Origin of the sequence: Janthinobacterium sp. LPB2021202312-11-4, from assembly GCF_037049705.1 — a bacterium.
Lineage (GTDB): Bacteria > Pseudomonadota > Gammaproteobacteria > Pseudomonadales > Pseudomonadaceae > Aquipseudomonas.
In genome coordinates this window covers 235425-258228 of sequence record NZ_JBAGKV010000002.1, presented here as the reverse complement: position 1 = coordinate 258228, position 22804 = coordinate 235425, and the positions used below count along the sequence as shown (strand labels likewise).

Annotated in this window: 20 protein-coding genes and 2 riboswitches; of the genes, 15 read left to right on the top strand and 5 right to left on the bottom strand. The window is 61.1% G+C overall.

What is annotated here, in order from left to right:
- Positions 1–7 precede the first annotated feature (7 nt).
- On the bottom strand, positions 8–202 hold the full coding sequence (locus V5E99_RS03195) for a CbtB domain-containing protein (RefSeq protein WP_123509533.1): 195 nt from the start codon (positions 200–202) through the stop codon (positions 8–10).
- A 118-nt stretch (positions 203–320) separates the two neighbouring features.
- Positions 321–548: riboswitch (cobalamin riboswitch) on the bottom strand.
- A 198-nt stretch (positions 549–746) separates the two neighbouring features.
- A riboswitch (cobalamin riboswitch) is annotated at positions 747–960 on the top strand.
- A gap of 96 nt (positions 961–1056) precedes the next feature.
- Between V5E99_RS03195 and cobW the strand changes: the two genes are divergently transcribed.
- The 3 genes from cobW (at position 1057) to V5E99_RS03180 (ending at position 6969) form a co-directional block, all read left to right on the top strand.
- Positions 1057–2118 carry a cobalamin biosynthesis protein CobW gene (gene cobW, locus V5E99_RS03190; RefSeq protein WP_499800872.1) on the top strand — a complete coding sequence of 354 codons (1062 nt, stop codon included), beginning with the start codon at positions 1057–1059 and terminating at the stop codon, positions 2116–2118.
- A 3-nt stretch (positions 2119–2121) separates the two neighbouring features.
- Complete coding sequence (cobN, locus tag V5E99_RS03185; RefSeq protein ID WP_499800871.1) at positions 2122–5904, top strand: cobaltochelatase subunit CobN; 3783 nt, start codon at positions 2122–2124, stop codon at positions 5902–5904.
- A 66-nt stretch (positions 5905–5970) separates the two neighbouring features.
- Positions 5971–6969, top strand: a complete 999-nt coding sequence (locus V5E99_RS03180; protein ID WP_499800870.1) for a magnesium chelatase ATPase subunit I — start codon at positions 5971–5973, stop codon at positions 6967–6969.
- Here the strand turns inward: V5E99_RS03180 and V5E99_RS03175 are convergent.
- Positions 6966–7133, bottom strand: coding sequence for a hypothetical protein (locus V5E99_RS03175; protein ID WP_499800869.1), 168 nt, complete (start codon positions 7131–7133; stop codon positions 6966–6968). The genes V5E99_RS03180 and V5E99_RS03175 overlap by 4 nt on opposite strands.
- Here V5E99_RS03175 and V5E99_RS03170 point away from each other — a divergent pair, their 5' ends adjacent.
- Positions 7134–7625 (top strand): VWA domain-containing protein, encoded by a 492-nt coding sequence (locus V5E99_RS03170; protein ID WP_499800867.1) that lies wholly within the window; start codon positions 7134–7136, stop codon positions 7623–7625.
- 109 nt (positions 7626–7734) lie between these two features.
- A complete protein-coding gene (locus tag V5E99_RS03165; protein ID WP_499800865.1) occupies positions 7735–9381 on the top strand; it encodes a phospholipase D-like domain-containing protein in 1647 nt (548 codons plus the stop codon).
- Between the two features lie 216 nt (positions 9382–9597).
- On the opposite strand, the gene V5E99_RS03160 is transcribed toward V5E99_RS03165, so the two are convergent.
- Positions 9598–10821, bottom strand: coding sequence for an NADH:flavin oxidoreductase/NADH oxidase family protein (locus V5E99_RS03160; RefSeq protein WP_499800863.1), 1224 nt, complete (start codon positions 10819–10821; stop codon positions 9598–9600).
- A gap of 77 nt (positions 10822–10898) precedes the next feature.
- On the opposite strand from V5E99_RS03160, the gene V5E99_RS03155 reads away from it, so the two are divergent.
- The gene (locus V5E99_RS03155; protein ID WP_499800861.1) at positions 10899–11309 is read left to right on the top strand and encodes a MerR family transcriptional regulator; all 411 of its coding nucleotides are present in this window, start codon (positions 10899–10901) and stop codon (positions 11307–11309) included.
- A 210-nt stretch (positions 11310–11519) separates the two neighbouring features.
- Here V5E99_RS03155 and V5E99_RS03150 read toward each other — a convergent pair whose 3' ends face one another.
- Entirely contained in the window at positions 11520–13064 is a 1545-nt protein-coding gene (locus tag V5E99_RS03150) for an MFS transporter (RefSeq protein ID WP_499800860.1), read from the bottom strand.
- Positions 13065–13164: 100 nt separating this feature from the next.
- Between V5E99_RS03150 and V5E99_RS03145 the strand changes: the two genes are divergently transcribed.
- Both V5E99_RS03145 and V5E99_RS03140 read left to right on the top strand, forming a co-directional pair.
- Positions 13165–14034, top strand: coding sequence for a LysR family transcriptional regulator (locus tag V5E99_RS03145; RefSeq protein ID WP_499800859.1), 870 nt, complete (start codon positions 13165–13167; stop codon positions 14032–14034).
- A 353-nt stretch (positions 14035–14387) separates the two neighbouring features.
- Positions 14388–15944, top strand: coding sequence for a TerC family protein (locus V5E99_RS03140; RefSeq protein ID WP_499800857.1), 1557 nt, complete (start codon positions 14388–14390; stop codon positions 15942–15944).
- A gap of 144 nt (positions 15945–16088) precedes the next feature.
- On the opposite strand, the gene V5E99_RS03135 is transcribed toward V5E99_RS03140, so the two are convergent.
- A complete protein-coding gene (locus tag V5E99_RS03135; protein ID WP_499800856.1) occupies positions 16089–16520 on the bottom strand; it encodes a thioredoxin family protein in 432 nt (143 codons plus the stop codon).
- 454 nt (positions 16521–16974) lie between these two features.
- Here V5E99_RS03135 and V5E99_RS03130 point away from each other — a divergent pair, with 454 nt between their 5' ends.
- The 7 genes from V5E99_RS03130 to V5E99_RS03100 all read left to right on the top strand — a co-directional run bounded on the left by V5E99_RS03130 (position 16975) and on the right by V5E99_RS03100 (position 22690).
- Entirely contained in the window at positions 16975–17823 is an 849-nt protein-coding gene (locus tag V5E99_RS03130) for a transporter substrate-binding protein (protein ID WP_499800855.1), read from the top strand.
- 177 nt (positions 17824–18000) lie between these two features.
- A complete protein-coding gene (locus tag V5E99_RS03125) occupies positions 18001–18663 on the top strand; it encodes an amino acid ABC transporter permease (protein WP_499800854.1) in 663 nt (220 codons plus the stop codon).
- A gap of 9 nt (positions 18664–18672) precedes the next feature.
- Entirely contained in the window at positions 18673–19335 is a 663-nt protein-coding gene (locus V5E99_RS03120; protein ID WP_499800853.1) for an amino acid ABC transporter permease, read from the top strand.
- Complete coding sequence (locus tag V5E99_RS03115; protein WP_054615006.1) at positions 19332–20123, top strand: amino acid ABC transporter ATP-binding protein; 792 nt, start codon at positions 19332–19334, stop codon at positions 20121–20123. Before V5E99_RS03120 ends, V5E99_RS03115 begins: the two co-directional genes overlap by 4 nt.
- Positions 20124–20152: 29 nt before the next feature.
- A complete protein-coding gene (locus V5E99_RS03110) occupies positions 20153–20536 on the top strand; it encodes a RidA family protein (protein WP_499801095.1) in 384 nt (127 codons plus the stop codon).
- 117 nt (positions 20537–20653) lie between these two features.
- Positions 20654–21433, top strand: a complete 780-nt coding sequence (locus V5E99_RS03105) for an IclR family transcriptional regulator (protein WP_499800852.1) — start codon at positions 20654–20656, stop codon at positions 21431–21433.
- A gap of 39 nt (positions 21434–21472) precedes the next feature.
- On the top strand, positions 21473–22690 hold the full coding sequence (locus V5E99_RS03100) for an amino acid deaminase (RefSeq protein WP_499800850.1): 1218 nt from the start codon (positions 21473–21475) through the stop codon (positions 22688–22690).
- Positions 22691–22804 lie beyond the last annotated feature (114 nt).

Sequence of the window (22804 nt, the reverse complement as noted above, 5' to 3'; positions counted from 1 at the left end):
TCAGGTCTCAATGGCACGGAAACGCGGAGCTGTGACGGGTATCGTGCGCAGCGTTGTGCACCGCTTCGATGTGCGAGAAACCGGCGAAATACACCAGGCACGCGCCCAGGATCGACGCGCAAACGGCGGCGGTCAGGCGTTGGCTCAGGGTAGTGGTGGTGCTGGCGGTGCTGCTGTGGTCGGTGCTGCTGATGATCGACATGGCGCTTCCCTCTGGTCTGTCAGCGGGTGAATTGAGCGCATGAAAACCCCTGCGAGCGAGCGCGCAGAGGTTCAAACAGCGCCCGCCCACCGCGGGTTTGTTATTCAGTGATCGTACTGGTCACTTTGTGTTGCGGGCCGGTCTCCGGGCTCGCGAGGGGTCGAGGCTTGCGCCGGACCTGCAAGAATCACCTTCCCATGCCGAACTGCTGGCACAGTGGATCTGATTCTTCGCTCGCTTACCGTTGCGGGGGCAGCACCGGACTGACATGACTTTAGAGTAAAGCACATGATTCACCGGTTTCCCGTTTCACCCTGTGAAGGGCACCCGTAACAAGGCGTGTAGGAGACCATGGGCGGGGCGGGGGAGTCAATTGGCAAGGGTTCTCAATAGGGCCGAAGGTTGATGGCTCTATGTAGGAGCTGCCGAAGGCTGCGATCTTTTGATCTTGATCTTAAAAAGCAAGCTCAAAAGATCGCAGCCTTCGGCAGCTCCTACGGGGGGACGCGAACCGCGCAATGATTGACCCGCCCCCGCACCATGCGTAGCCTTGCGCTTTCGAGGTTCTTCGGCGCTTGCCGAAGCTAAGAAGGGAACGCGGTCGATGCCGCGGCTGCCCCCGCAACTGTGAACGGTGATGTTCGCTGCCACGCCACTGCAAACCCTGGCAACGGGTTCGCGGGAAGGCGCAGCGAATGCCAGCCCCTCAAGGCCGGCGCACTGAAAGCCAGGAGACCTGCCTCGAAACGAATTCTCACTACAACCGGGCGGGGTGATCCGGTGGCGAAATCTTCCGCGCATTCATCGCCGCGGTTGTCGTCCCGTATGCCCGCCACCTTGCCAAAGGGCATCCGATGAAAACACTGGCCAAACTCCCCGTCACCATCGTTACCGGCTTCCTCGGCTCGGGCAAAACCACGTTGCTGCGCCACATGCTCGACAACGCCCAGGGTCGCCGCATCGCGGTGATCGTCAACGAGTTCGGCGAGCTGGGCATCGACGGCGAAATCCTCAAGCAGTGCTCCATCGGCTGCACCGAAGAAGAAGCCAACGGCCGCGTGTATGAACTGGCCAACGGCTGCCTGTGTTGCACGGTTCAGGAAGAATTCTTCCCGGTGATGCGCGAACTGGTCGCCCGTCGCGGCGACCTCGACCACATCCTGATCGAAACGTCGGGCCTGGCCCTGCCTAAACCACTGGTGCAAGCCTTCCAGTGGCCGGAAATCCGCAGCGCCTGCACCGTTGACGCGGTAATCACCGTGGTCGACAGCCCGGCCGTGGCCGCCGGCACTTTCGCCGCGTTCCCGGATCAAGTGGATGCCCAGCGCAAACTTGACCCGAACCTGGACCACGAATCGCCCCTGCACGAATTGTTCGCCGACCAACTGGCCAGCGCCGACCTGGTCATCCTCAACAAGGCCGACCTGATCAGTCCTGAAGACCTGGCCCGCGTACGCCTGGAAGTCGCCGAAGAGTTGCCGCCAGCGGTGAAAATCATCGAAGCCAGCAGCGGTCGCGTGCCACTGGACGTGCTGATCGGCCTCGGCGCCGGTTCCGAAGAACACATCGACAGCCGCCACAGTCATCACGATCATCACCACGAAGGTGAAGACGATCACGACCACGACGCTTTCGACTCCATCTCGATTGAGCTGCCCCAAGCCGACGAAAGCCTGCTGATGGACGCGCTGACCCAACTGGTGGTCAAGCACGGCATCCTGCGCGTCAAAGGTTTCGCCGCGATCCCGAACAAACCGATGCGCCTGTTGATCCAGGGCGTGGGCACGCGTTTCGACAAGCATTTCGACCGTCAGTGGGGCGCCGATGAAGCGCGTACTACGCGTCTGGTGCTGATCGGCCAGGAACTCGACGCCGTTCAACTCGAAGCGCAATTGCGCGCCGCGCTCAGCGTCTAAGCCATGCACCTGCTCAGGACCCAGCCCGGCGGTTTCGTGTCGGATGACAACATCGCCGACCTTGGACAAACCCCTGCCGAACTGGTGATCCTGTGCAGCGGCGACTCCAGCCTGGCGCTGCTCGCCGAAGCGGCGCAGCAATTGCCCGACGATTACCCGAGCGTGCGTCTGGCGAATCCGATGCAGGTGCAAAACCACGCCTCGGTGGATTTGTACGTGGATGAAGTGCTGCGCCACGCCAAGGTGATTCTGATTTCCCTGCACGGCGGCATCGGCTATTGGCGCTACGGCGTCGAGCGCTTGGTCGAGCTGTCCGAGCGCGGCGTGCAACTGATTCTGGTGCCCGGCGATGACCGCCCGGACCCGGAACTCAGCGACTTGAGTACCGTCGGCGCAGAAGACCGCGACCGCCTCTGGCAATTTCTGCGTCAGGGCGGCATGGGCAATGCCCTGGATTTTTTCCGTTGCCTGGCCACTCGTTGGCTGGGTCGCGATTACGCCTGGGGCGAGCCGCAAACCCTGCCGCGCACCGCTATCTATCACCCGCACAAAAGCCCCGCTGAACTGCGCGATTGGCAAGCCGACTGGCAGGCCGATCAACCGGTGGCGGCGGTGCTGTTTTACCGCTCGCATTTGCAAGCGGCGAACACCGGTTTTATCGATGTTTTCTGCCAGCGCTTGCAGGCGGCGGGGTTGAATCCGTTGCCGATGGCCGTGGCCAGTTTGAAAGAGCCCGGTTGCCTGACGGTGGTCGAGGACCTGCTGGATGAAGTGGAAGCGGCGGTGATTTTGAATACCACCGGTTTCGCACAATCCAGCCCCGAAGCCCCGCATTTGCGACCGTTTCGCCGCAACATCCCGGTCATTCAAGCGATTTGTGCCCAGGACAACGAGCCCGGCTGGCGTGCCAGCGAACAAGGCCTCGGCCCGCGTGACCTAGCGATGCACATCGCGCTGCCGGAACTCGACGGACGCATCATCAGCCGCCCGATCAGTTTCAAGGACCTGGCCTGGCGCAGCGAGCGCAGTCAGTCCGATGTGGTCTGCTACCGCCCGCAACCGGAACGCATGGACTTCGTCGCCGAACTGGCGCGGCGCTGGATCGAGCTGGCGCGGCTGCCAAACGGCGAAAAGCGCATTGCGTTGATCCTGGCCAACTACCCGACGCGCGATGGTCGCATCGGCAACGGCGTCGGCCTCGATACGCCAGCGGCGGCGCTGAATATCCTGCGTGCTTTGTATAAGGAAGGCTATCCGCTGCCGGCCGAATTGCCGGACAGCGGCACCGCATTGATCCAGCAGTTGCTCGGCGGCGTCAGCAATGACCTCGACACCCTCGACCAGCGCCCGTGCATGCAAAGTCTGGGGCTGGACGACTACTTTTTGATGTTCGACGCCTTGCCCGAGGCCAACCGCCAAGCGGTGCTGGAACGTTGGGGCCCACCGCAAAACGATCCGATGTTCCGGGGCGGACGGATGATGATCGCCGGCCTGCGTTTCGGCCTGACCTTCGTCGGCATTCAGCCGGCCCGGGGTTATCAGGTCGATCCGAGCGCGGTGTATCACGATCCGGACCTGGTGCCGCCCCACGGCTACCTGGCGTTCTATTTCTGGCTGCGCAACACCTACGGCGCCCATGGCGTGATTCACGTCGGCAAGCACGGCAACCTCGAATGGCTGCCGGGCAAGGGTGTCGGGCTCTCGGAAAACTGCTGGCCGGACGCGCTGCTCGGGCCGCTGCCGAACATCTATCCGTTTATCGTCAATGACCCGGGCGAGGGCGCCCAAGCCAAGCGCCGCACCCAAGCGGTGATCATCGATCACCTGATGCCGCCGCTGACCCGCGCTGAAACCTACGGTCCGCTGCGTAACCTTGAGCTACTGGCGGACGAATACTACGAAGCGCAACTGCTCGATCCGCGTCGCGCCCGAGAGTTGCAGCGCGACATCCTGCAACTGGTGCGCGAGACCCACATCGACCGCGAGCTGCAACTGGACGAAAAACTCGACAGCGAGGCGGATGCGGCGATCTGGCTGCCGCGTCTGGACACCTACCTGTGTGATTTGAAGGAATCGCAGATCCGCGATGGCCTGCACATCTTTGGCGAATCGCCGACCGGGCGTTTGCGCATCGATACCTTGCTGGCGTTGTTGCGCATTCCCCGAGGTGATGGACGCGGCGCGCAATCGAGCGTGCTGCGGGCATTGGCCAAGGCGTTTGAACTGGGCTTTGATCCGCTGGATTGTGCGTTGGCCGACCCATGGACCGGGCCGCGTCCCGTTGAGTTGCAATCGATCAGCGATGAAGCCTGGCGCACGGCGGGGGATACCCGTGAACGTCTGGAATTGTTCGCCGCGCAATTGATCGAGCAGACGTTGAACGCACCTCACCACAACAGCCCGCTCCTACAGGAGGCGGGTTGGTCCGACGTGAGTGCCATTCTCGACAACTTGTGCGAAGTGGTCGTGCCACGCCTGGACGCCTGCGGCCCCGCAGAGATGCGCGGCTTGCTCGACGCTCTCAGTGGTCGTTTTGTGCCGGCGGGCCCGAGTGGCGCGCCGAGTCGCGGGCGGCTCGACGTGTTGCCCACCGGCCGTAATTTCTATTCCGTGGACGTGCGCAACCTGCCGACCACCACGGCGTGGCGTATCGGCTTCCAGTCCGCCACCCTGATTCTTGAGCGTCACTTGCAGGACCACGGCGACCACTTGCGTCAGCTCGGCCTGTCGGTCTGGGGCACGGCGACCATGCGCACCGGCGGCGACGACATCGCCCAGGCCATGGCGTTGATGGGCGTGCGCCCGGTGTGGGCCACGGGCAGTCAGCGGGTCGATGATTTCGAGATTCTGCCGATCAGTTTGCTGGACCGTCCACGGGTCGATGTGACCTTGCGCGTGTCCGGATTCTTTCGCGACGCTTTCGCCAACCTGATTCGCCTGTTCGATGCTGCCGTGCAAGCGGTTGCCGAACTCGATGAACCGGACGATCTCAATCCACTGGCGGCCAAGGTCCGGGCCGAGCGTGAAGCCTTGCAGGCAAGTGGTCTGGACGAAGAAGCCGCCCGGCGTCAGGCCGGTTGGCGGATTTTCGGGGCCAAGCCCGGTGCCTATGGCGCCGGCGTGCAGGGCGCTATCGACGGTCGCTTGTGGCAAAGCCGTGAGGACCTGGCCGAGGTGTACCTGAACTGGGGCGGTTACGCCTATGGCGGCGCTGACGAAGGCACCGCCGCCCGCGAGCAGTTCGCCCAGCGTCTGAGCCAGGTGCAAGCGGTGTTGCAGAATCAGGACAACCGCGAGCACGACTTGCTCGATTCCAACGACTACTACCAATTCCAGGGCGGTATGCTTGCCGCCGTGGAAACCCTCAGCGGCGAAGCGGCGGCCAGTTACCACGGCGATCACAGCCAGCCGGACTTGCCGAAAATCCGCACCTTGAAGGAAGAGTTGAACCGGGTGATTCGTTCCCGGGCAGCGAATCCGAAGTGGATCGACGGCGTGAAGCGCCACGGTTACAAAGGCGCGTTTGAACTGGCGGCGACGGTCGATAACCTGTTTGCCTTTGATGCGACCACCCGGTTGATCGACGATCACCAGTACGCGTTGTTGGCAGATGCGTACTTGCTCGACCCGGCGACCCGGGACTTTGTCCGCGAGCACAATCCCCATGCATTGCGGGACATGACCGAGCGGATGCTGGAAGCGCAACAGCGCGGGATGTGGCAGGAGCCGGGCGAGTACCGCGAGGCGCTGGAGAATTTGTTGCTCGATATAGAAGAAGACGGCTAGTGCACATAACCCCACAGGGAATGAAGTTGCTGCTGATGGATCACCGACCATGACCGAGACTTAATAATGACCGACACCCCGCATTTCCCGCTCTCCGCCGTGGTCGGTGCCGATGACTTGAAACTCGCCCTGTACCTGACCGCCATCGACCCGAAAATCGGCGGCGTGCTGATCGAAGGCCCGCGCGGCATGGCCAAATCGACTCTGGCCCGTGGCCTGGCCGATCTGCTCGCCAGCGGTCAATTCGTCACCTTGCCCCTGGGCGCCACCGAAGAACGTCTGGTCGGCACCCTTGACCTCGACGCCGCCCTGAGCGAGGGGCGCGCACAATTTTCCCCCGGTGTATTGGCCAAGGCTGACGGCGGCGTGCTCTATGTCGATGAAGTCAACCTGCTGCCCGATCACCTCGTGGACCTGCTGCTCGACGTGGCCGCCAGCGGCACCAACCTGATCGAGCGCGACGGCATTTCCCATCGGCATTCGGCGAAGTTTGTGCTGATCGGCACCATGAACCCGGAAGAGGGAGAGCTACGGCCGCAACTGCTCGATCGCTTCGGCCTGAACGTTGCGCTCAGTGGGCACACCGAGCCGATGCAACGGGGTCAGATCATCCGTCGTCGGCTGGACTTTGACAGCGACCCTCAAGGTTTCTGCGCGGAGTGGGAAAGCCAGCAGCACGCCCTGCGCGAACGCTGCCAGCAGGCCCGCAGCGCATTGGCGAACATTCCCCTCGACGACGCCGCGCTGGCGCAGATCACCGAGCGCTGCTTTGCCGCCGGTGTCGATGGTTTGCGCGCCGACCTGGTCTGGCTGCGCGCTGCCCGTGCTCACGCTGCCTGGCGCGGGGCAGGTGCAATTGCCGAGGAAGATATCGACGCGGTCGCCGAGTTTGCCTTGCGCCATCGCCGTCGCGAGCAGTCGCCACCGGCGCCGCAACACACTCAGCCGCCCTCGACCCAACCCGCCAACCCCGGCGAAGGCCAGGGCCAATGGGGTGAAATGCCCGCCCAGGCGCTGCCGGTAGGTGCCCGACGTGAGGTGCCGAGCTGGCCAAAAAAGCCCTAGGCATTCGCCCTCGATCTGACGCGGGGGCGAATGCCAAACCCCGCGCCGGACGCCTGGAGCATGGTCGCCAAGGCAAACGTCGAGCCGCCCCGCAAGGCTCGATCAACTGGCCCGGCACGCTGCTCAATGGTCGCCCGCGTCGGCATGAAGATCTGCTGTTTCATTTGCGCACCCGTTCGGCCCATGAGCTGTGGCTGGTGATCGTCGACGCTTCGGCTTCGACCCGCCGTCATCAGGCGTTGAGCGATGCCAAGGGCCTGTTGGCGCAACTGTTCGATGACGCTTACCGGCAGCGGGCACGGCTGGCGTTATTGACCGCCAGCGGCAATACGCCGAAGTGGCAGGTCCAAGGTCTCAAGGCTTCCAGCGGTTTGCGTGACTGGCTCGGCGGGTTGGGGGCGGGCGGTGGCACGCCGTTGCTTGCGGCGCTCGGTGAGGCGGGGCAATGGCTGAGCGCTCGGCAAAAGCGCTTTCCGGCAGAACAGCAGCGTTTGTTGTTGGTGACCGATGGGCGTTTGAAAGAATGGCCGGGGTTGCCGGTGCTGGCGTGTCCGGGGCTGCTGATTGATATCGAGCGCGGGCCGATTCGGTTGGGGCGGGCTAAGGTATTGGCTAGCGAGCTGCACGCTGAGTATCGCCATATTGACGATCTGTAGGGGCCGAAAAGATCGCAGCCTTCGGCAGCTCCTACATGGATTGTTGTTTACGCTTACCCCGTAGGAGCTGCCGAAGGCGGCGATCTTTTGATCTTCACAGGAGTGAACCATGCGCGTTCTAGTCGCCAACCATCAGGATGATTTCCGCATCAAAGCCTACGCCGGTACCAACGGCGTATTACTGGCCATGGACCTGGCCGAACCCCGGCGCAAAGGCTTGCTGGGGTTTGCCATCGAGAAACAGTCAGGCACCAAGCCCTGGCTGTTCCTGTTCAACAGCCTGACCTTCCCCGGCAAGGTCCACACCTTCCCCCAATACCACGCCACCCCCAGCGATATCGCACCGTTGCAGAAATTCCGTTGGGCCGATTACGCGGTCAACCCGGGGACGACGATGCAGTACCGCGTCCACCTGGCCTACGGCACGCCCGACGCGCCGCAACTGGGCGAATTCCTGGAGCTGACGATCACCTCCGACGATGGTTTACCAAAGAATCAGAGCGTGATCTTCAACCGCGCAGTGGCGGCGAGCCAGGCGTTCCAGCGCAAGTTTCCCGACCTTGATGCGCAAATCAGCGCCAACAAGAACCTGCCTATCGAAGCCTGGCCCATCGCGGCGCAACAGTGGCTGGAAAACGGTTTGCTCGGACGGCTGCTGGGGTTTATCCAGCGCGCGGTGGATGATCAATGGGCGCTGGATATTGCGATCTACGAGTACCAGTTGCAGTCGATCATTGATGAGGTAAACGCCGCGTTCGCCCGTGGGGTCAAGGTGCGGGTGCTGTACCACGCGCAGCCGGATGATCCCGACACCACGATGAACGAAGCCAGCCTCGAGAAAATCCCGGCGGCGAACAAACGCGGGCGTGTCACCCACAGCATCTTCCACGACAAGTTCATTGTCCTGAGCAAACTTGATGGGGCGGGCTTGCATCAGCCGCAAGCGGTGCTCTGCGGCAGTACCAACTTCACGCCCAACGGTGTTTACCGCCAGGCCAACGTGGTGCATGTGCTGGACGATGCGCGGGTCGGCGCCAGTTACCTGCAAACTTTTGAAGAGGTGTGGGCGAACCCGGCGGATGTCGGCGCGACACGAACCTGGCTGACCCAAAACAACCCCATGAACCCGACGCAGCAGCTGTTCGCCGGGTTTTCGCCGCGTTCTGGCCAAGGTGATTTGAAGGCATTTGTCGAAATCATCAACGGAGCAAAAAAGGACGTGCTGTTCGTCACCGCGTTCGCGTTGCCCGATGAGATCCTCAACGCTTTGCTCGGCGAACCCCACGACGACATCTTGCGCTACGGCCTGCAAAACACCGCCAGCAGCATCACCGGTTTCCACGCCGACCGCACCGCCGAATTCGCCGCCACCGCGTTGCTCAACACCGGGCTGGAAGGCTGGCTCAAGGAAAACATGAAAGGCCAGAAGGGCAACCTGCTGGTGCACACCAAAGCTATCGTCACCGACTTCACCACGGACGCGCCGACCATCATCAGCGGCAGCCACAACCTCAGCGTGTCGGCGAGTAATGGCAATGATGAGAATTACCTGATTATTCGCGGTGACACTGATCTGGCGGATCGTTATGGGTTGGAGTTGCTGCGGTTTTATGAGCATTACCGGTTTCGCTATTTCGCGAAGAAACTGGCGCTCAAACAGGTTCAGCCGTTGGCGGCGGATGACAGCTGGACCAATGATTATTATGTGGAAGGGGATCTGCGGCAGCTTTCACGGCTGCGGTTTTCCGGTCGATAAAAGATCGCAGCCTTCGGCAGCTCCTACAGGTGTACGCAAAACCCCGTAGGAGCTGCCGAAGGCTGCGATCTTTTCAGCATCAACCCATTTCCACGTCCGCGCATCACTGCTTTGAGCATGGACAGCTGAAGCTCTTGGCCTGTTCAAGGGTGATTTTCGCCATGGGGTGCCCCAGTGATCGATGAGTTGTACTCAGGGGCCCCCATCGATTTGTGATTACTTGCCCATGGCCTGTCTGTATTGCCGGGTGCGGCGGGAGAGGTACAACTGATCGCGAATCAACGCCCATAACGCCGAAACCTGCGGCTGGGGATTGAGCCCGCGACTCAAGCGATGCAACTGGAATTTCACCACCGCCATGGTTGCCAGCGCCGCCAGGGGTTTGCGCTTCCAGCGGATCGGCGGCAGTTGCGGATGGCTGTTTTTGCCTTCGCGCCATTGCTTGACCAACTGCGGTTCAATCGCCATGGCGGTGCCGATCCCGGCCATGGCGATGCCGCTGTCGAGCACCTGTTCGACGATGGCCAAACGGCGAATGCCGCCGGTCACCATCACCGGCATGTGCGCCACGTGGGCCAGTTCACCGGCCATTTCCAGAAAGTACGCCTCACGGGCGAGGGTGCGGCCGTCCCGGGCTTCGCCTTGCATGGCCGGCGCTTCGTAGCTGCCACCGGACAATTCCAGCAAATCGATCGGCTGCTCGTTGAGCCACTGGATCACTTGTCTGGCGTCGTCGGCATCGAAGCCGCCGCGCTGGAAGTCCGCCGAGTTGAGCTTTACCGCGACACAGAATTGCGGCGACACCTGTTTGCGCACCGCACTGACCACCGCCAGCAGCAAGCGCGCTCGATTTTCCAGTGGGCCACCCCATTGATCGGTGCGGCGATTGGTCAGCGGCGACAAAAACTGGCTGAGCAGGTAACCGTGGGCCGCGTGAATCTGCACGCCGGTAAACCCGGCCTTTTCCGCGAGGGCCGCGCTGGTGGCGAAGCGCTGGATCACTTCCTGGATATCGCTTTCAGACATCGGTTTAGGCTCGGCGAACATTTTCGAGAACCCGCCCAGGTCCAGCGCCACCGCCGACGGCGCCCAGGCTTGCTGGCCGAGATTGGCCATGGTCTGCCGGCCCGGATGGTTAAGCTGCATCCAGAACTGCGCGCCGCCAGCCCTGCCGATGGTTGCCCACTGGCGGAAACGTTCGAGGTGTCGCTCGTCTTCCAGCACTACGCCGCCGGGGCCGGTCATGGCGCGGCGGTCGATCATCACATTGCCCGTCAGTAACAACCCGGCTTCGCCCTCGGCCCAGGCCTGGTACAAACGCAGCAGGGCATCCGACGGGGCTTGCTGCCGGTCGGCGAGGTTTTCCTCCATCGCGGCTTTGGCGATGCGATTGCCGATGGTCTGGCCGTTGGGCAAATTCAACGCTTGGAAGGGCGACATGCTTGACTCCTCATCAGTGAAGAGCGGAGGCTAAGCTTAAAGTTAACTTTAATGTCAAGCAGGCAAATGAGGCGTAGATGAAGATTGGTGAGTTGGCGGAGTTAAGTGGGTTCAACCCGTCGCGTATTCGGTTTTACGAGGCTCAGGGGCTGATCCAGAAAGTCGAACGCCGGGCCAATGGCTACCGGCATTACCCCGAGCAGGTGTTGCAGACGCTGTACCTGATCCAGTGCGCCCAACAGGCCGGGTTCAGCCTGGAAGAGTTGAAACAATTGATGCCGGACGCGGCGACGGGTGAGTTCAAGCACGATGAATTGCTGGCGGGCCTGACCCGTAAAGTCGAACAGATCGAGGAAATGCAACGGCACCTGGCGCAAAGCAAGGCGAAATTGCTGGCGGTGATCGACGACATCCAGGCAAAGCCCGAAGGCATGGGCTGTGATGCGAATGCCGAGCGGGTGCTGGCGTCGTTCAAGCAGTCGCGCTGATCGCCGCAGATCCTTAGTGGGCGCGAGCCTGCTCGCGATAGCGATGTCCCCGAATCTGCCGCGTTTTTCAAGCCGACCTCACTCCCGTAGGAGCTGCCGAAGGCTGCGATCTTTTGATTTTGATTTTTAAAGGCAAGGTCAAGAGATCGCAGCCTTCGGCAGCTCCTACGGTGCTTGTGTGCAATCCGTTATCTTTTTTTGGACGACTGGCTACTGGGTAACGGTTCCCGATAACTGATTTGTCGGGCTTGGGATCGGATTACGCATTAACGTGCCCACCACTAAGGCCCCCAGCAGCGCCAATAACCCCGCGACCAGCAGCAACAAACTGAAGCCACCGACGAACGCCTGCCGCGCCAACGGTTCGACCACGCTGCGCGCCGTTTCCGGCAGCAAACTCAATGCCACCGTCATGTCCCCGGCCACCACCCGCGAGGCGATGCCCCGGGTCTGATCCAGCCATTGCCCCGACAGGCTGTTACGCAACAACACCTCGGTATGACTGGCCAGCAACGCGCCGTACACGCCAATGGCCAGCATGATCGCGCTGAAGCGCATGGTGGTGCTCATGCCCGAGGCCATGCCGGCGCGGTCTCTGGGCACGCAGGCCATGATGTTTTTCTGGGTGTCGCCATTCAGCAGTCCGGCCCCTGCACCGGTCACGGCAATCGCCAAGGCGAAGGGCAGGTAGCCGCCGCAATTGACCGCCCAGGCGCTGAGCAGATTGCCGCTGCCCACCAGGGTCAGCCCGGCCGCCATCAAGGTTGCCGGTGCAAAACGATTCGCCAGCCGCGCACCAATGCGCGGGCAGATCAGCATCGTCAGGGCAAACGGCAACATCCCCAGCCCGGAGGCGATGGCCGAAAAGCCCAGGCCGTTTTGCAGATAGAACGGCAGCAACGTCATCATCACCTGAGCGCAACCGGCGTAGGCGAACATCCCCAGCAGCGCGCCGATAAAGCGCGGATGCCTGAACAGTTGCAGGTCGACCATCGGCCGTTGCTGCATCCGTTCGATCACGACGAACAGTCCCAGCAGCACAGCGCCGCCGACCAGTCGGGCGTAGGTCAACGGGTTGCTCCAGCCGATGCGGTTGGCTTCAATCAGGCCCCAGATCAGGCACAGCAAACTGGCGCTGAATGCCAGGCTGCCCCAGGGATCGAGCCGGGCGGACTGGGTGTCGCGGGATTCCGGCACGTTGCGCCAGACCATCGCCATCAACAGCGCCCCCACCGGCAGGTTGAGGTAAAAAATCCAGCGCCAGCCGATGTACTCGGTGATCAATCCGCCCAGGGTGGGTGCAGCCGTCATCGCCCCCCCCATGCACCCGCCCCAGAACGCCCAGGCCTTGGCCCGTTCCGCTTCGTCGTGAAAAGTGTGGCCGATGGACGCCAGCGCCGAGGTCAGCAGCAACGCCGCGCCGACGCCTTTAATCGCCCGCGCGATGTCGAGAAACAACGCGTTCGGCGCCGCCCCGCAACCGAGGGAGGCGAGGATGAAAATCCCCAGGCCCCAGAGCAGGGTTTTCTGTCGGCCAAAGCGGTCGGCGATGCTGCCCGCCGGCAGCAACAGCGCGGCGAAGGCCAGCATGTAGGCGCTGACCACCCATTCGATATCGGCAAAATTGGCCCCCAAGTCCCGGGCGATGGTTGGCAGGGTGACGGCGACGATGTTGGTGTCGAGGACAATCAGCGAACAGACCCCGGAGGCGGTGAGTAGCGTAAGGCGTTTGCTAACGTTGGGTTTGACGGACATGATCGGGCCTCTTTACTGTGAATCGTCCCAGCTTATCCGTGGTTGCCGTTGCTACTGTTAGGCGCCCATCGTCACTTCATTACCTTTGAGCTAACACACGATGGATATACGCCATTTCCGCTACTTTCTGGCCGTTGCCCGGCAGCGCAATTTCACCCGTGCCGCTGAACAACTGGGCATTGCGCCACCAACCTTGAGCCGGCAGATCCAGGACATGGAAGCCGAACTGGGTACCCGGTTGTTCCTGCGCCAGCAACGTGAAGTCAGCCTGACCGAAGCCGGCGCCGCGCTGGTGATCGAGGCCGAAGCCACGGTGCGCCAATTCGAATTCGCCCAGCGCAACGCCCAGCGGGCCGGGCGCGGTGATATCGGTCATATCGAATTGGGTTACGTGGCGTCGGCGGTGTATTCGGGGCTGTTGCAAAAGCAGGTCCAGGGCTTCAGCCACGCGTGCCCGGAGGTGAGCCTGAATGTGCGGGAAAGCCCCATGGCCGGTTTGCCGGCGATGGTGCTCGACGGTCGTTTCGACATCGGCTACATCCGATCACCGATGACCCTGCCCGAAGGTCTGGAAGCGATTCGCCTCGATGGGGAAGGTTTTGTACTGGCGGTGTCCGCTGAGTCCTGGCTGAGCCGGTTGCCGCAGATCAGCCCGGCGCATTTGCAAAACGAAACCTTCATCCTGCCGGAGCAAATCAGTGGCACCTTGCAGGTGGCGGCCCAGGGTGGGTTCTCGCCGACCTTGGGCGCTCAGCCGGGCGGGCTAGTGGCGGTGATTGCCTTGGTGTCGCTGGGGCAGGGCGTGGCGGTGGTACCCGAATCGGTGGTCGGGCATGTCGGGCTGCCGGGGGTGGTGTACCGGGTGATCGAGGGCTGCGAGGCGAGTTCGTGGTTGTCGATGATTTATCGGCGGTTTGAGAAGTCGGCGGCGGTTGCGCGGTATATCGAGCAAGTGAAGGTGGCTCGTTAAAAGCGAAAGATCGCAGCCTTCGGCAGCTCCTACAGAAAAACGCGATCCCCTGTAGGAGCTGCCGAAGGCTGCGATCTTTTGATCTTTACAGATTTTGTAACGATTTCCCGCTGTGGGAAATGTCGAGTCCGCCTGTACGCTCCAAGTCCTTTTTTCCATTCAGGACCTGCATGAACACCCTCTCGGAGCCTCCCAGTCAGCCCTTCATTTCGCGCATTCGTGCAACCCTGACGCACGCCATACACCCGGTTTTCCGATTTCAGTCTCTCCCTTTTATCGCAGCCCCACGGCCCTCGCGCCGCACTTTGCCGTGCCCGGCATTCTGAATTCGCTGAAGAGATCGAGACATTTTTATGGAATGGATAGCTGACCCCACCGCGTGGCTGGGCTTGTTGACGTTGATCGTGCTGGAGCTGGTGCTGGGCATCGACAACCTGGTGTTTATCGCGATCCTCGCGGACAAATTGCCGCCCCATCAGCGTGACCGCGCCCGGATCATCGGTTTGTCCCTGGCGTTGATCATGCGTCTGGGCTTGCTGGCGAGTATTTCCTGGCTGGTGACCCTGACCCAGCCGCTGTTCGAGGTGTTCGACAAGAGCTTCTCGGGACGCGACCTGATCATGCTGTTCGGCGGTGTGTTCCTGTTATTCAAGGCCACCATGGAATTGCACGAACGCCTTGAAGGCCACGTCGGTCAGCGCGCGAGCAATGCTGTTTATGCGATGTTCTGGCCGATCGTGGCGCAGATCGTGGTGCTCGACGCGGTGTTTTCCCTGGATGCGGTGATTACCGCCGTGGGCATGGTCGATGAGCTGGCGGTGATGATGATCGCGGTGATCATTTCCATCGGCCTGATGATCGTCGCCAGCAAGCCGCTGACCCGCTTCGTCAACGAACACCCGACGGTGATCATGCTGTGCCTGGGCTTTTTGATGATGATCGGTTTCGCCCTGACCGCCGAGGGCCTGGGCTTCCACATTCCCAAGGGTTATCTGTACGCGGCCATCGGTTTCTCGATCCTGATCGAAGTGTTCAACCAGATCGCCCGTGCCCGACGCAAGCGCTCCCTGCAAGGCCTGCGACCGATGCGCGAGCGTACGGCCCATGCGGTGATGCGTTTGCTCGGTGGTCGTCGGTTGGCGGTGGAAGAGGTGGGTGAGGAGATTGCCGACCTGCTGGACAACGGCGAAGCACCCAGTGAAGTGCTGTTCGACCGCCGTGAACGGGTGATGATCAGTGGCGTGCTGCAACTGGCCGAACGGCCGATTCGTACACTGATGACGGTAAGGGCTGACGTCGATCACATCGATTTGGCAGACGACGCCGAGACGATTCGCACACGCCTGATGCATTCGTCCTACTCACGGCTGCCGTTGATCCGTGACGGCGCGGTGGATGAGCCGTTGGGTTTCGTGCACAAAAAAGAGCTGTTGAAGGATTACTTGGCCGGCAACGAACCCGACCTCGAAGAACTGGCGCGCACGACCATCAACTTGCTCGACAGCTACTCGATCCTCAATGCCCTGGAGCAGATGCGCAAAGCCTCGACCCACATTGCGTTTGTGGTCAATGAATTCGGCGACTTCGTCGGCGTGCTGACCATGACCGACATTCTCGAATCGATTGCTGGCGAACTACCGGATGCCAGCGAAATCGAAGGTCCGGATATGGTTGAAGAGCAGGGCGGGTTTATGGTCAGCGGCGCGTTGAACCTGACGCGGGTGCGCCAGTTGACCGGTTTCAGCGCCGACCCCACCGAGGATTACCAGACCCTGGCGGGGCTGGTGATGAGTGTGCTGGATCGGTTGCCGATCATTGGCGACCGTCATGAACAGGACGGCTGGACAATGACGGTGATGGCGGTTGAGGAGCGGCGGGTCATGCGGGTGTTGCTTAAGCGTATTGGCTAGTGATTTGTGGTGGATTTCAGGGCCCCTTCGCGAGCACGCCCGCTCCCACAAAGGGGCGTTGCTGAACACAAATTTCGTGAACACCGCAAAACCCCTGTGGGAGCGGGCTTGCTCGCGATAGCAATCTACCCGACAACACACATCTCAAGCCCCGACCAAGGACCTCGCCCGCGTCACCGTACACAAACCACGCAACGTCCGTCGCAACCACGCCAGATCATGCCTCGGTTTTCGAGCCTCATACCGAGGCTTTACCTTGCCGATGTGCTCCGCGAAGTCCGTTTCCAGTGTTTGCTGAGAGGCGATCCCCTTGAGCTTTTTCAGCAACTTCCCGTCCTTGTAAAACAACACCGTCGGCGTCCCGGTAACGTCCGGATGCCGGGGCGACTCTGTGGTGTTCAACATATAAATGTCCGCCCGATGCCGATATGCCTCGGCAATCGCCCGAAAAATCGGCCCGGCCTCTTCACAGGCCGGACAATGCTGATTGCCGAAGTACAAGATCACCGGGCGCCAGGTTTTCAGGGCTTTGCGGTAGGTCGGCGCCAGTGCTACGCAGGTGTTCGTCGAGGTCATGGCAATCTCCTTTTCACAACGAGCTTCGAAGGCTTGCTGACGTTAAAGGAGCGCCAAGGGCGAGGTCTACTGTCAGAAATTACAGGTAGGACGCAAGTCGACTGTAGGAGCTGCCGCAGGCTGCGATCTTTTGATCTTGAACTTGAGATTCAAGCGATCTGAGCAGAAAAGATCGCAGCCTTCGGCAGCTCCTACAAAAAACGTCGTGCCACATTTTGAATCGGCATGCTTCGAATGTGGTGCAAGTACCCGCGCACTGTGGCCTCCGGTAGCGCTCCTTTGACTGTGCGTTTGGTAACGTTTTTCCCTGCCATCACGCATCCCTCTGATTCAAAACACTTTTCAATCTCTCCAACATCACCTCCCCATCCTGTGGCACACTTTCTGCTGTCTATTCCGTTGTTACATACCTATTTCCGGTATAGCGGAATACACATCATCTGGAGTGCTTGCCATGCATCGCCGACCTTCCTTGTTCAAAGCGTGTGTTTTGATTCTCGCGGCTTCGGCCGCTGCCGTGGGTGTTGCCCAGGCGGCGGACAGCAAGCTCGATAGCGTGCTGGCCCGTGGGAAATTGATCGTGGGTACAGGCAGTACCAACGCGCCGTGGCATTTCCAGGGAGCGGATGGCAAGTTGCAGGGTTTTGATATTGATATCGGGCACATGATCGCCAAGGGTTTGTTCAACGACCCGAGCAAGGTTGAGTACGTGGTGCAGTCGTCCGATGCGCGGATTCCGAACCTGCTGACGGACAAGGTCGATATCAGTTGTCAGTTCATCACTGTCACCGCCAGCCGTGCCCAGCAAGTGGCGTTCACCCTGCCGTATTACCGCGAAGGTGTCGGCCTGTTGTTGCCGGCCAACAGCAAGTACAAGGAAATCGAAGACCTCAAAGCCGCTGGCGACAGCGTGACCGTGGCCGTGCTGCAAAACGTGTACGCCGAAGAACTGGTGCATCAGGCGCTGCCTAAAGCCAAGGTCGATCAATACGACAGCGTCGATTTGATGTACCAGGCCGTGAACTCCGGGCGTGCCGACACCGCTGCCACTGACCAGTCCTCGGTCAAATACCTGATGGTGCAAAACCCTGGCCGCTATCGCACCCCGACCTATGCCTGGAGCCCGCAAACCTACGCCTGTGCGGTCAAACGCGGCGACCAGGACTGGCTGAACTTCGTCAACACCGTGTTGCATGAAGCCATGACCGGCGTCGAGTTCCCAACCTACGCGGCATCCTTCAAGCAATGGTTCGGTGTTGATCTGCCTACCCCGGCCATCGGCTTCCCCGTCGAATTCAAATGAAAACTGCTGCGCTCGAAAATACTGCGTTGAAAACAGACTCGAAATGCTCATTGGCTAAAGCCAACTCCGCTTTCTCGCCTGTTTTCGCCTTGTCTTTTCTTCGCTCGCGACGTTTCCATTTTCTTGAATGATGAGCGGGGCGGCTGTGACAGCGCCCCGTTCAAGGTACCGCTGACCATGAACTATCAGTTGAACTTTGCCGCCGTGTGGCGCGATTTTCCCAGTTTGCTGGCGGGGCTCGGACTGGGCCTGGAGCTGGCGCTGGTGTCGATCGCCATCGGGTGCGTGATTGGCCTGATGATGGCGTTTGCTTTGCTTTCAAAGCACCGCGCATTGCGGGTGCTGGCATCGGTGTACGTGACGGTGATCCGTAACACGCCGATTCTGGTGTTGATTCTGTTGATCTACTTTGCGCTGCCGAGCCTGGGCATTCGCCTGGACAAGATCCCTTCGTTCATCGTCACCCTGTCGCTGTATGCCGGGGCGTACCTGACTGAAGTGTTCCGCGGCGGGCTGTTGAGCATTCCCAAGGGGCAGCGCGAAGCCGGTTTGGCGATTGGACTCGGCGAGTGGCAGGTGAAGGCCTACGTCACGGTGCCGGTGATGCTGCGCAACGTGCTGCCGGCGCTGTCGAACAACTTCATTTCGCTGTTCAAGGACACCTCACTGGCGGCCGCCATCGCGGTGCCGGAGCTGACCTATTACGCGCGCAAGATCAATGTCGAGAGCTACCGGGTGATTGAAACCTGGATGGTCACCACAGCGCTCTATGTTGCGGCTTGTTACCTCATTGCCATGATGCTGCGTTACCTCGAAGAGCGTCTGGCGATCCGCCGATAGGAGCCTCCCATGTACGAATCCCCGAGTTGGTTGCATGAGTTATGGGTGGCGCGGGAAGTCTTGTGGCAAGGCTTTCTGACCACGGTCCAGTGCTCGGCCCTGGCGATTTTGCTCGGTACCTTGATCGGCATCGTCGCCGGGCTGGTGCTGACCTATGGCAACGTCTGGATGCGCGCGCCGTTCCGGTTCTACGTTGACCTGATCCGTGGCACGCCGGTGTTTGTGCTGGTGCTGGCCTGCTTCTATATGGCGCCGGCGCTGGGTTGGCAGATCAGCGCGTTTCAGGCCGGAGCCCTGGGGCTTACGCTGTTTTGCGGCTCCCACGTCGCCGAGATCGTGCGCGGTGCGTTGCAGGCATTGCCACGCGGGCAGATGGAAGCGAGCAAGGCGATTGGCCTGACGTTTTATCAATCCCTGGGCTACGTGTTGTTGCCCCAGGCGTTGCGGCAGATCCTGCCGACCTGGGTCAACTCGTCCACCGAAATCGTCAAGGCCTCGACCCTGTTGTCGGTGATCGGCGTGGCCGAGTTGCTGCTCAGCACGCAACAAATCATCGCCCGGACCTTCATGACCCTGGAGTTCTACCTGTTCGCCGGTTTCCTCTTTTTCGTCATCAACTACGCCATCGAATTACTCGGCCGGCACATTGAAAAGCGGGTGGCTTTGCCATGACTCAGACTTCTACTGCACCCAACGGCCAGGCCCTGCTGGATATTCGCGGCCTGCACAAACAATACGGCAAGCTCGAAGTGCTCAAGGGCGTCGACCTGACCATGCAGCGCGGCAACGTGGTCACGCTGATCGGTTCCAGCGGCTCGGGCAAAACCACGCTGCTGCGCTGCGTGAACATGCTCGAAGAATTCCAGGGCGGGCAGATCTTGCTCGACGGCGAATCCATCGGCTATGACGAGGTCAACGGCAAGCGTGTGCGCCACGCGGAAAAAGTCATCGCCCGCCATCGCGCCATGACCGGCATGGCGTTCCAGCAGTTCAACCTGTTCCCGCACCTCACGGCGTTGCAGAACGTCACCCTCGGTTTGCTCAAGGTCAAGAAGCTGCACAAGGACGAAGCCGTGGCCCTGGCCGAGAAATGGCTGGAGCGGGTCGGCCTGTACGAGCGTCGCGATCACTACCCCGGCCAATTGTCCGGCGGTCAGCAACAGCGGGTGGCGATTGCCCGGGCGATTGCGATGAACCCGAGCCTGATGCTGTTCGACGAAGTCACCTCGGCCCTCGACCCGGAACTGGTCGGCGAAGTGCTGAACGTGATCAAGGGCCTGGCCGATGAAGGCATGACCATGTTGCTGGTGACCCACGAAATGCGCTTTGCCTTCGAAGTCTCGGACAAAATCGTGTTCATGAACCAGGGCCGGATCGAAGAGCAGGGGCCGCCGAAAGAATTGTTCGAACACCCGAAATCACCGCGTCTTGCGGAATTTCTCAAGAACACGCGTTTTTAATTTTCAAGTCAGGAGAAACACTCATGAGCATTACTCGTTACGGCACCGGCAGCACCGCCGCTGGCGGTCAGCCTCGTCCTTTCGCCCGCGCCGTTGAAGCCGATGGCTGGCTGCACGTTTCCGGGCAAGTGCCGGCGCTGGACGGCGAGATCATTACTGGCGGCATCGTCGAGCAGACCCACCAGACCATGAAGAACCTGATCGCGATTCTCGAAGAGGCCGGTTATGGCCTGGAGGATGTGGTGCGTGCGGGCGTGTGGCTGGAGGACCCACGGGATTTCACGAGTTTCAACAAGGTTTTCTCCGAGTACTTCAAACCCGAACACGCCCCGGCCCGGGCCTGCGTGCAGGCGCACATGATGGTCGATTGCAAGGTAGAGATTGACTGCATCGCGTACAAGAAAAAGGCCTGAACCCTGTTGGCCCTTGTAGGAGCTGCCGAAGGCTGCGATCTTTTGGCGTTTTTGAGATGCCGCCAAGGGCAAGATCAAAAGATCGCAGCCTGCGGCAGCTCCTACGGGGCAAATTGTATGGGAACCACTGACATGACCGAAGACACCATCAAGCGCCGGGCTCGCGGTCTGGACCGGGCGTTCGATATCCTCGATTTCCTCAAGGAAATCGGCCAGCCCCTGCGCCCGAACGAAATCGCCAGTGGCATCGGCAGCCCGAAATCCACGGTCTATGAACTGGTGGCCTCGCTGCTGGAGCGGCGCATCCTCGAGCCCGTGGGCAAGGACGGTCACGTCTACCTGGGCCGTCAGTTGTACTTCCTCGGGCAGGCGCATTTGCGCCATTTCGACCTGACCCGCGAGGCCGATCACGCCTTGCAGGAAATCGTCAGCCAGACCCGGGAAACCGCGCAGATGTGCCTGCTCAACGGGCGCAAATACACCGTGGCGCTGATGAAGGAGGGCGAGCGGCATTTCCGCATTTCCTCGGACATCGGAGAGAACGCCCCGATTCCCTGGACCGCATCCGGGCGACTGCTGTTGGCCCACCTGAGCGATGACGAAATCGTCGCCCTGATCGACCACGACGACTTCATCCTGCCCAACGGCGAACGCTTGCCACTGGAACAGTTTCTCCAGGAAATCCGCCAGGCCGGTATCGACGGTTTTTTCTCGTTCGATAGCGTCGCCGACACGTTTACCCATTGCTTCGCCGCCCCGGTCAAAGACCCCAACGGCGTGGCCATTGCGACCCTGTGCATCGTCGCCCCACGGGCCGATGCCAAGAACAATTACAACGACTATCGCCGGGTGCTGATCGACAGCGCCAACAACCTGGCCCGGCGTATCAACGAATAACAGCGGCTGCCTGCGGCCGCGAATGTAAGGAGTTCGACCATGTCTTCTGCCGAATCCACTGCCGCCGTCGAGAAAGGCTTTGCACCCATCTGCGCGCATCTGGTGCGTGACGTCAGCCTGCCGGCGCTGGTGTTGCACCGTGAAGCGCTGGAACACAACATCCGCTGGATGCAGGCGTTTGTCAGCAACAGCGGCGCGGAACTGGCGCCCCACGGCAAAACCAGCATGACCCCGGCGCTGTTTCGCCGCCAACTGGACGCCGGTGCCTGGGGCATCACCCTGGCCAGCGCCACCCAGACCCGTGCGGCCTATGCCCATGGCGTGCGTCGAGTGTTGATGGCCAACCAACTGGTCGGCACGCCGAACATGGCGCTGATCGCGGATTTGCTGGCGGACCCGACCTTCGACTTCCATTGCATGGTCGATCACCCGGACAACGTCACGGACCTGGGCGAATACTTTGCCTCTCGCGGCGTGCGCTTGAACGTGATGATCGAGTACGGCGTGGTCGGCGGGCGTTGCGGTTGCCGTTCCGAGCTGGAAGTGATCGAACTGGCCAAGGCCATCGCCGCGCAACCGGCATTGGCCCTGACCGGCATCGAAGGCTACGAAGGGGTGATCCACGGCGATCATGCCGTCAGTGGCATTCGGGCCTTTGCGGCGTCGCTGGTGAGCCTGGCAGTGCAGTTGCAGGACAGCGGGGCGTTCGCGATTGCCAAGCCGATCATCACGGCCTCGGGTTCGGCCTGGTACGACTTGATCGCCGAATCCTTCGAAGCGCAGAACGCCGGCGGACGTTTCCTCAGTGTGCTGCGCCCCGGCAGTTATGTGGCCCACGACCATGGCATCTATAAAGAGGCGCAATGCTGCGTGCTCGACCGTCGCAGTGATTTGCATGAAGGCCTGCGCCCGGCGCTGGAAGTCTGGGCCCACGTGCAGTCGTTGCCGGAACCGGGTTTTGCGGTGATCGCCCTGGGTAAACGCGACGTGGCCTACGACGCCGGTTTGCCGGTGCCGTTGCTGCGTTACAAGGCCGGCGTACTGCCAGCGGTGGGCGACGATGTGAGTGCCTGCAAGGTGACGGCGGTGATGGACCAACATGCGTTCATGACCGTGGCACCGGGGGTTGAATTGCGGGTGGGGGACATTATTTCGTTCGGCACTTCGCACCCGTGCCTGACCTTTGATAAATGGCGCACGGGATGTCTGGTGGATGAGCGGTTGCAGGTGATTGAAACCATGGACACCTGTTTCTAAGCCTCTAGACCGAGGTGTGGCCTTCGCGGGCAAGCCTTGCTCCTACAGGGGCCGCGTCGCTCTTGTAGGCGCAAGGCTTGCCCGCGAAGGCATCCTCCCCAACAACATCGCACC

Excerpts from the sequence above, each read along its gene's own strand:
- V5E99_RS03145 (WP_499800859.1), top strand. The coding sequence starts at position 13,165 with ATGGATATACGCCATTTCCGCTACTTTCTGGCCGTTGCCCGGCAGCGC.
- cobW (WP_499800872.1), top strand. The coding sequence starts at position 1,057 with ATGAAAACACTGGCCAAACTCCCCGTCACCATCGTTACCGGCTTCCTC.
- V5E99_RS03125 (WP_499800854.1), top strand. The coding sequence starts at position 18,001 with ATGAACTATCAGTTGAACTTTGCCGCCGTGTGGCGCGATTTTCCCAGT.
- V5E99_RS03155 (WP_499800861.1), top strand. The coding sequence starts at position 10,899 with ATGAAGATTGGTGAGTTGGCGGAGTTAAGTGGGTTCAACCCGTCGCGT.
- V5E99_RS03180 (WP_499800870.1), top strand. The coding sequence starts at position 5,971 with ATGACCGACACCCCGCATTTCCCGCTCTCCGCCGTGGTCGGTGCCGAT.
- V5E99_RS03140 (WP_499800857.1), top strand. The coding sequence starts at position 14,388 with ATGGAATGGATAGCTGACCCCACCGCGTGGCTGGGCTTGTTGACGTTG.
- cobN (WP_499800871.1), top strand. The coding sequence starts at position 2,122 with ATGCACCTGCTCAGGACCCAGCCCGGCGGTTTCGTGTCGGATGACAAC.
- V5E99_RS03165 (WP_499800865.1), top strand. The coding sequence starts at position 7,735 with ATGCGCGTTCTAGTCGCCAACCATCAGGATGATTTCCGCATCAAAGCC.
- V5E99_RS03160 (WP_499800863.1), bottom strand. The coding sequence starts at position 10,821 with ATGTCGCCCTTCCAAGCGTTGAATTTGCCCAACGGCCAGACCATCGGC.
- V5E99_RS03100 (WP_499800850.1), top strand. The coding sequence starts at position 21,473 with ATGTCTTCTGCCGAATCCACTGCCGCCGTCGAGAAAGGCTTTGCACCC.
- V5E99_RS03195 (WP_123509533.1), bottom strand. The coding sequence starts at position 202 with ATGTCGATCATCAGCAGCACCGACCACAGCAGCACCGCCAGCACCACC.
- V5E99_RS03120 (WP_499800853.1), top strand. The coding sequence starts at position 18,673 with ATGTACGAATCCCCGAGTTGGTTGCATGAGTTATGGGTGGCGCGGGAA.
- V5E99_RS03115 (WP_054615006.1), top strand. The coding sequence starts at position 19,332 with ATGACTCAGACTTCTACTGCACCCAACGGCCAGGCCCTGCTGGATATT.
- V5E99_RS03135 (WP_499800856.1), bottom strand. The coding sequence starts at position 16,520 with ATGACCTCGACGAACACCTGCGTAGCACTGGCGCCGACCTACCGCAAA.
- V5E99_RS03130 (WP_499800855.1), top strand. The coding sequence starts at position 16,975 with ATGCATCGCCGACCTTCCTTGTTCAAAGCGTGTGTTTTGATTCTCGCG.
- V5E99_RS03175 (WP_499800869.1), bottom strand. The coding sequence starts at position 7,133 with ATGAAACAGCAGATCTTCATGCCGACGCGGGCGACCATTGAGCAGCGT.
- V5E99_RS03150 (WP_499800860.1), bottom strand. The coding sequence starts at position 13,064 with ATGTCCGTCAAACCCAACGTTAGCAAACGCCTTACGCTACTCACCGCC.
- V5E99_RS03105 (WP_499800852.1), top strand. The coding sequence starts at position 20,654 with ATGGGAACCACTGACATGACCGAAGACACCATCAAGCGCCGGGCTCGC.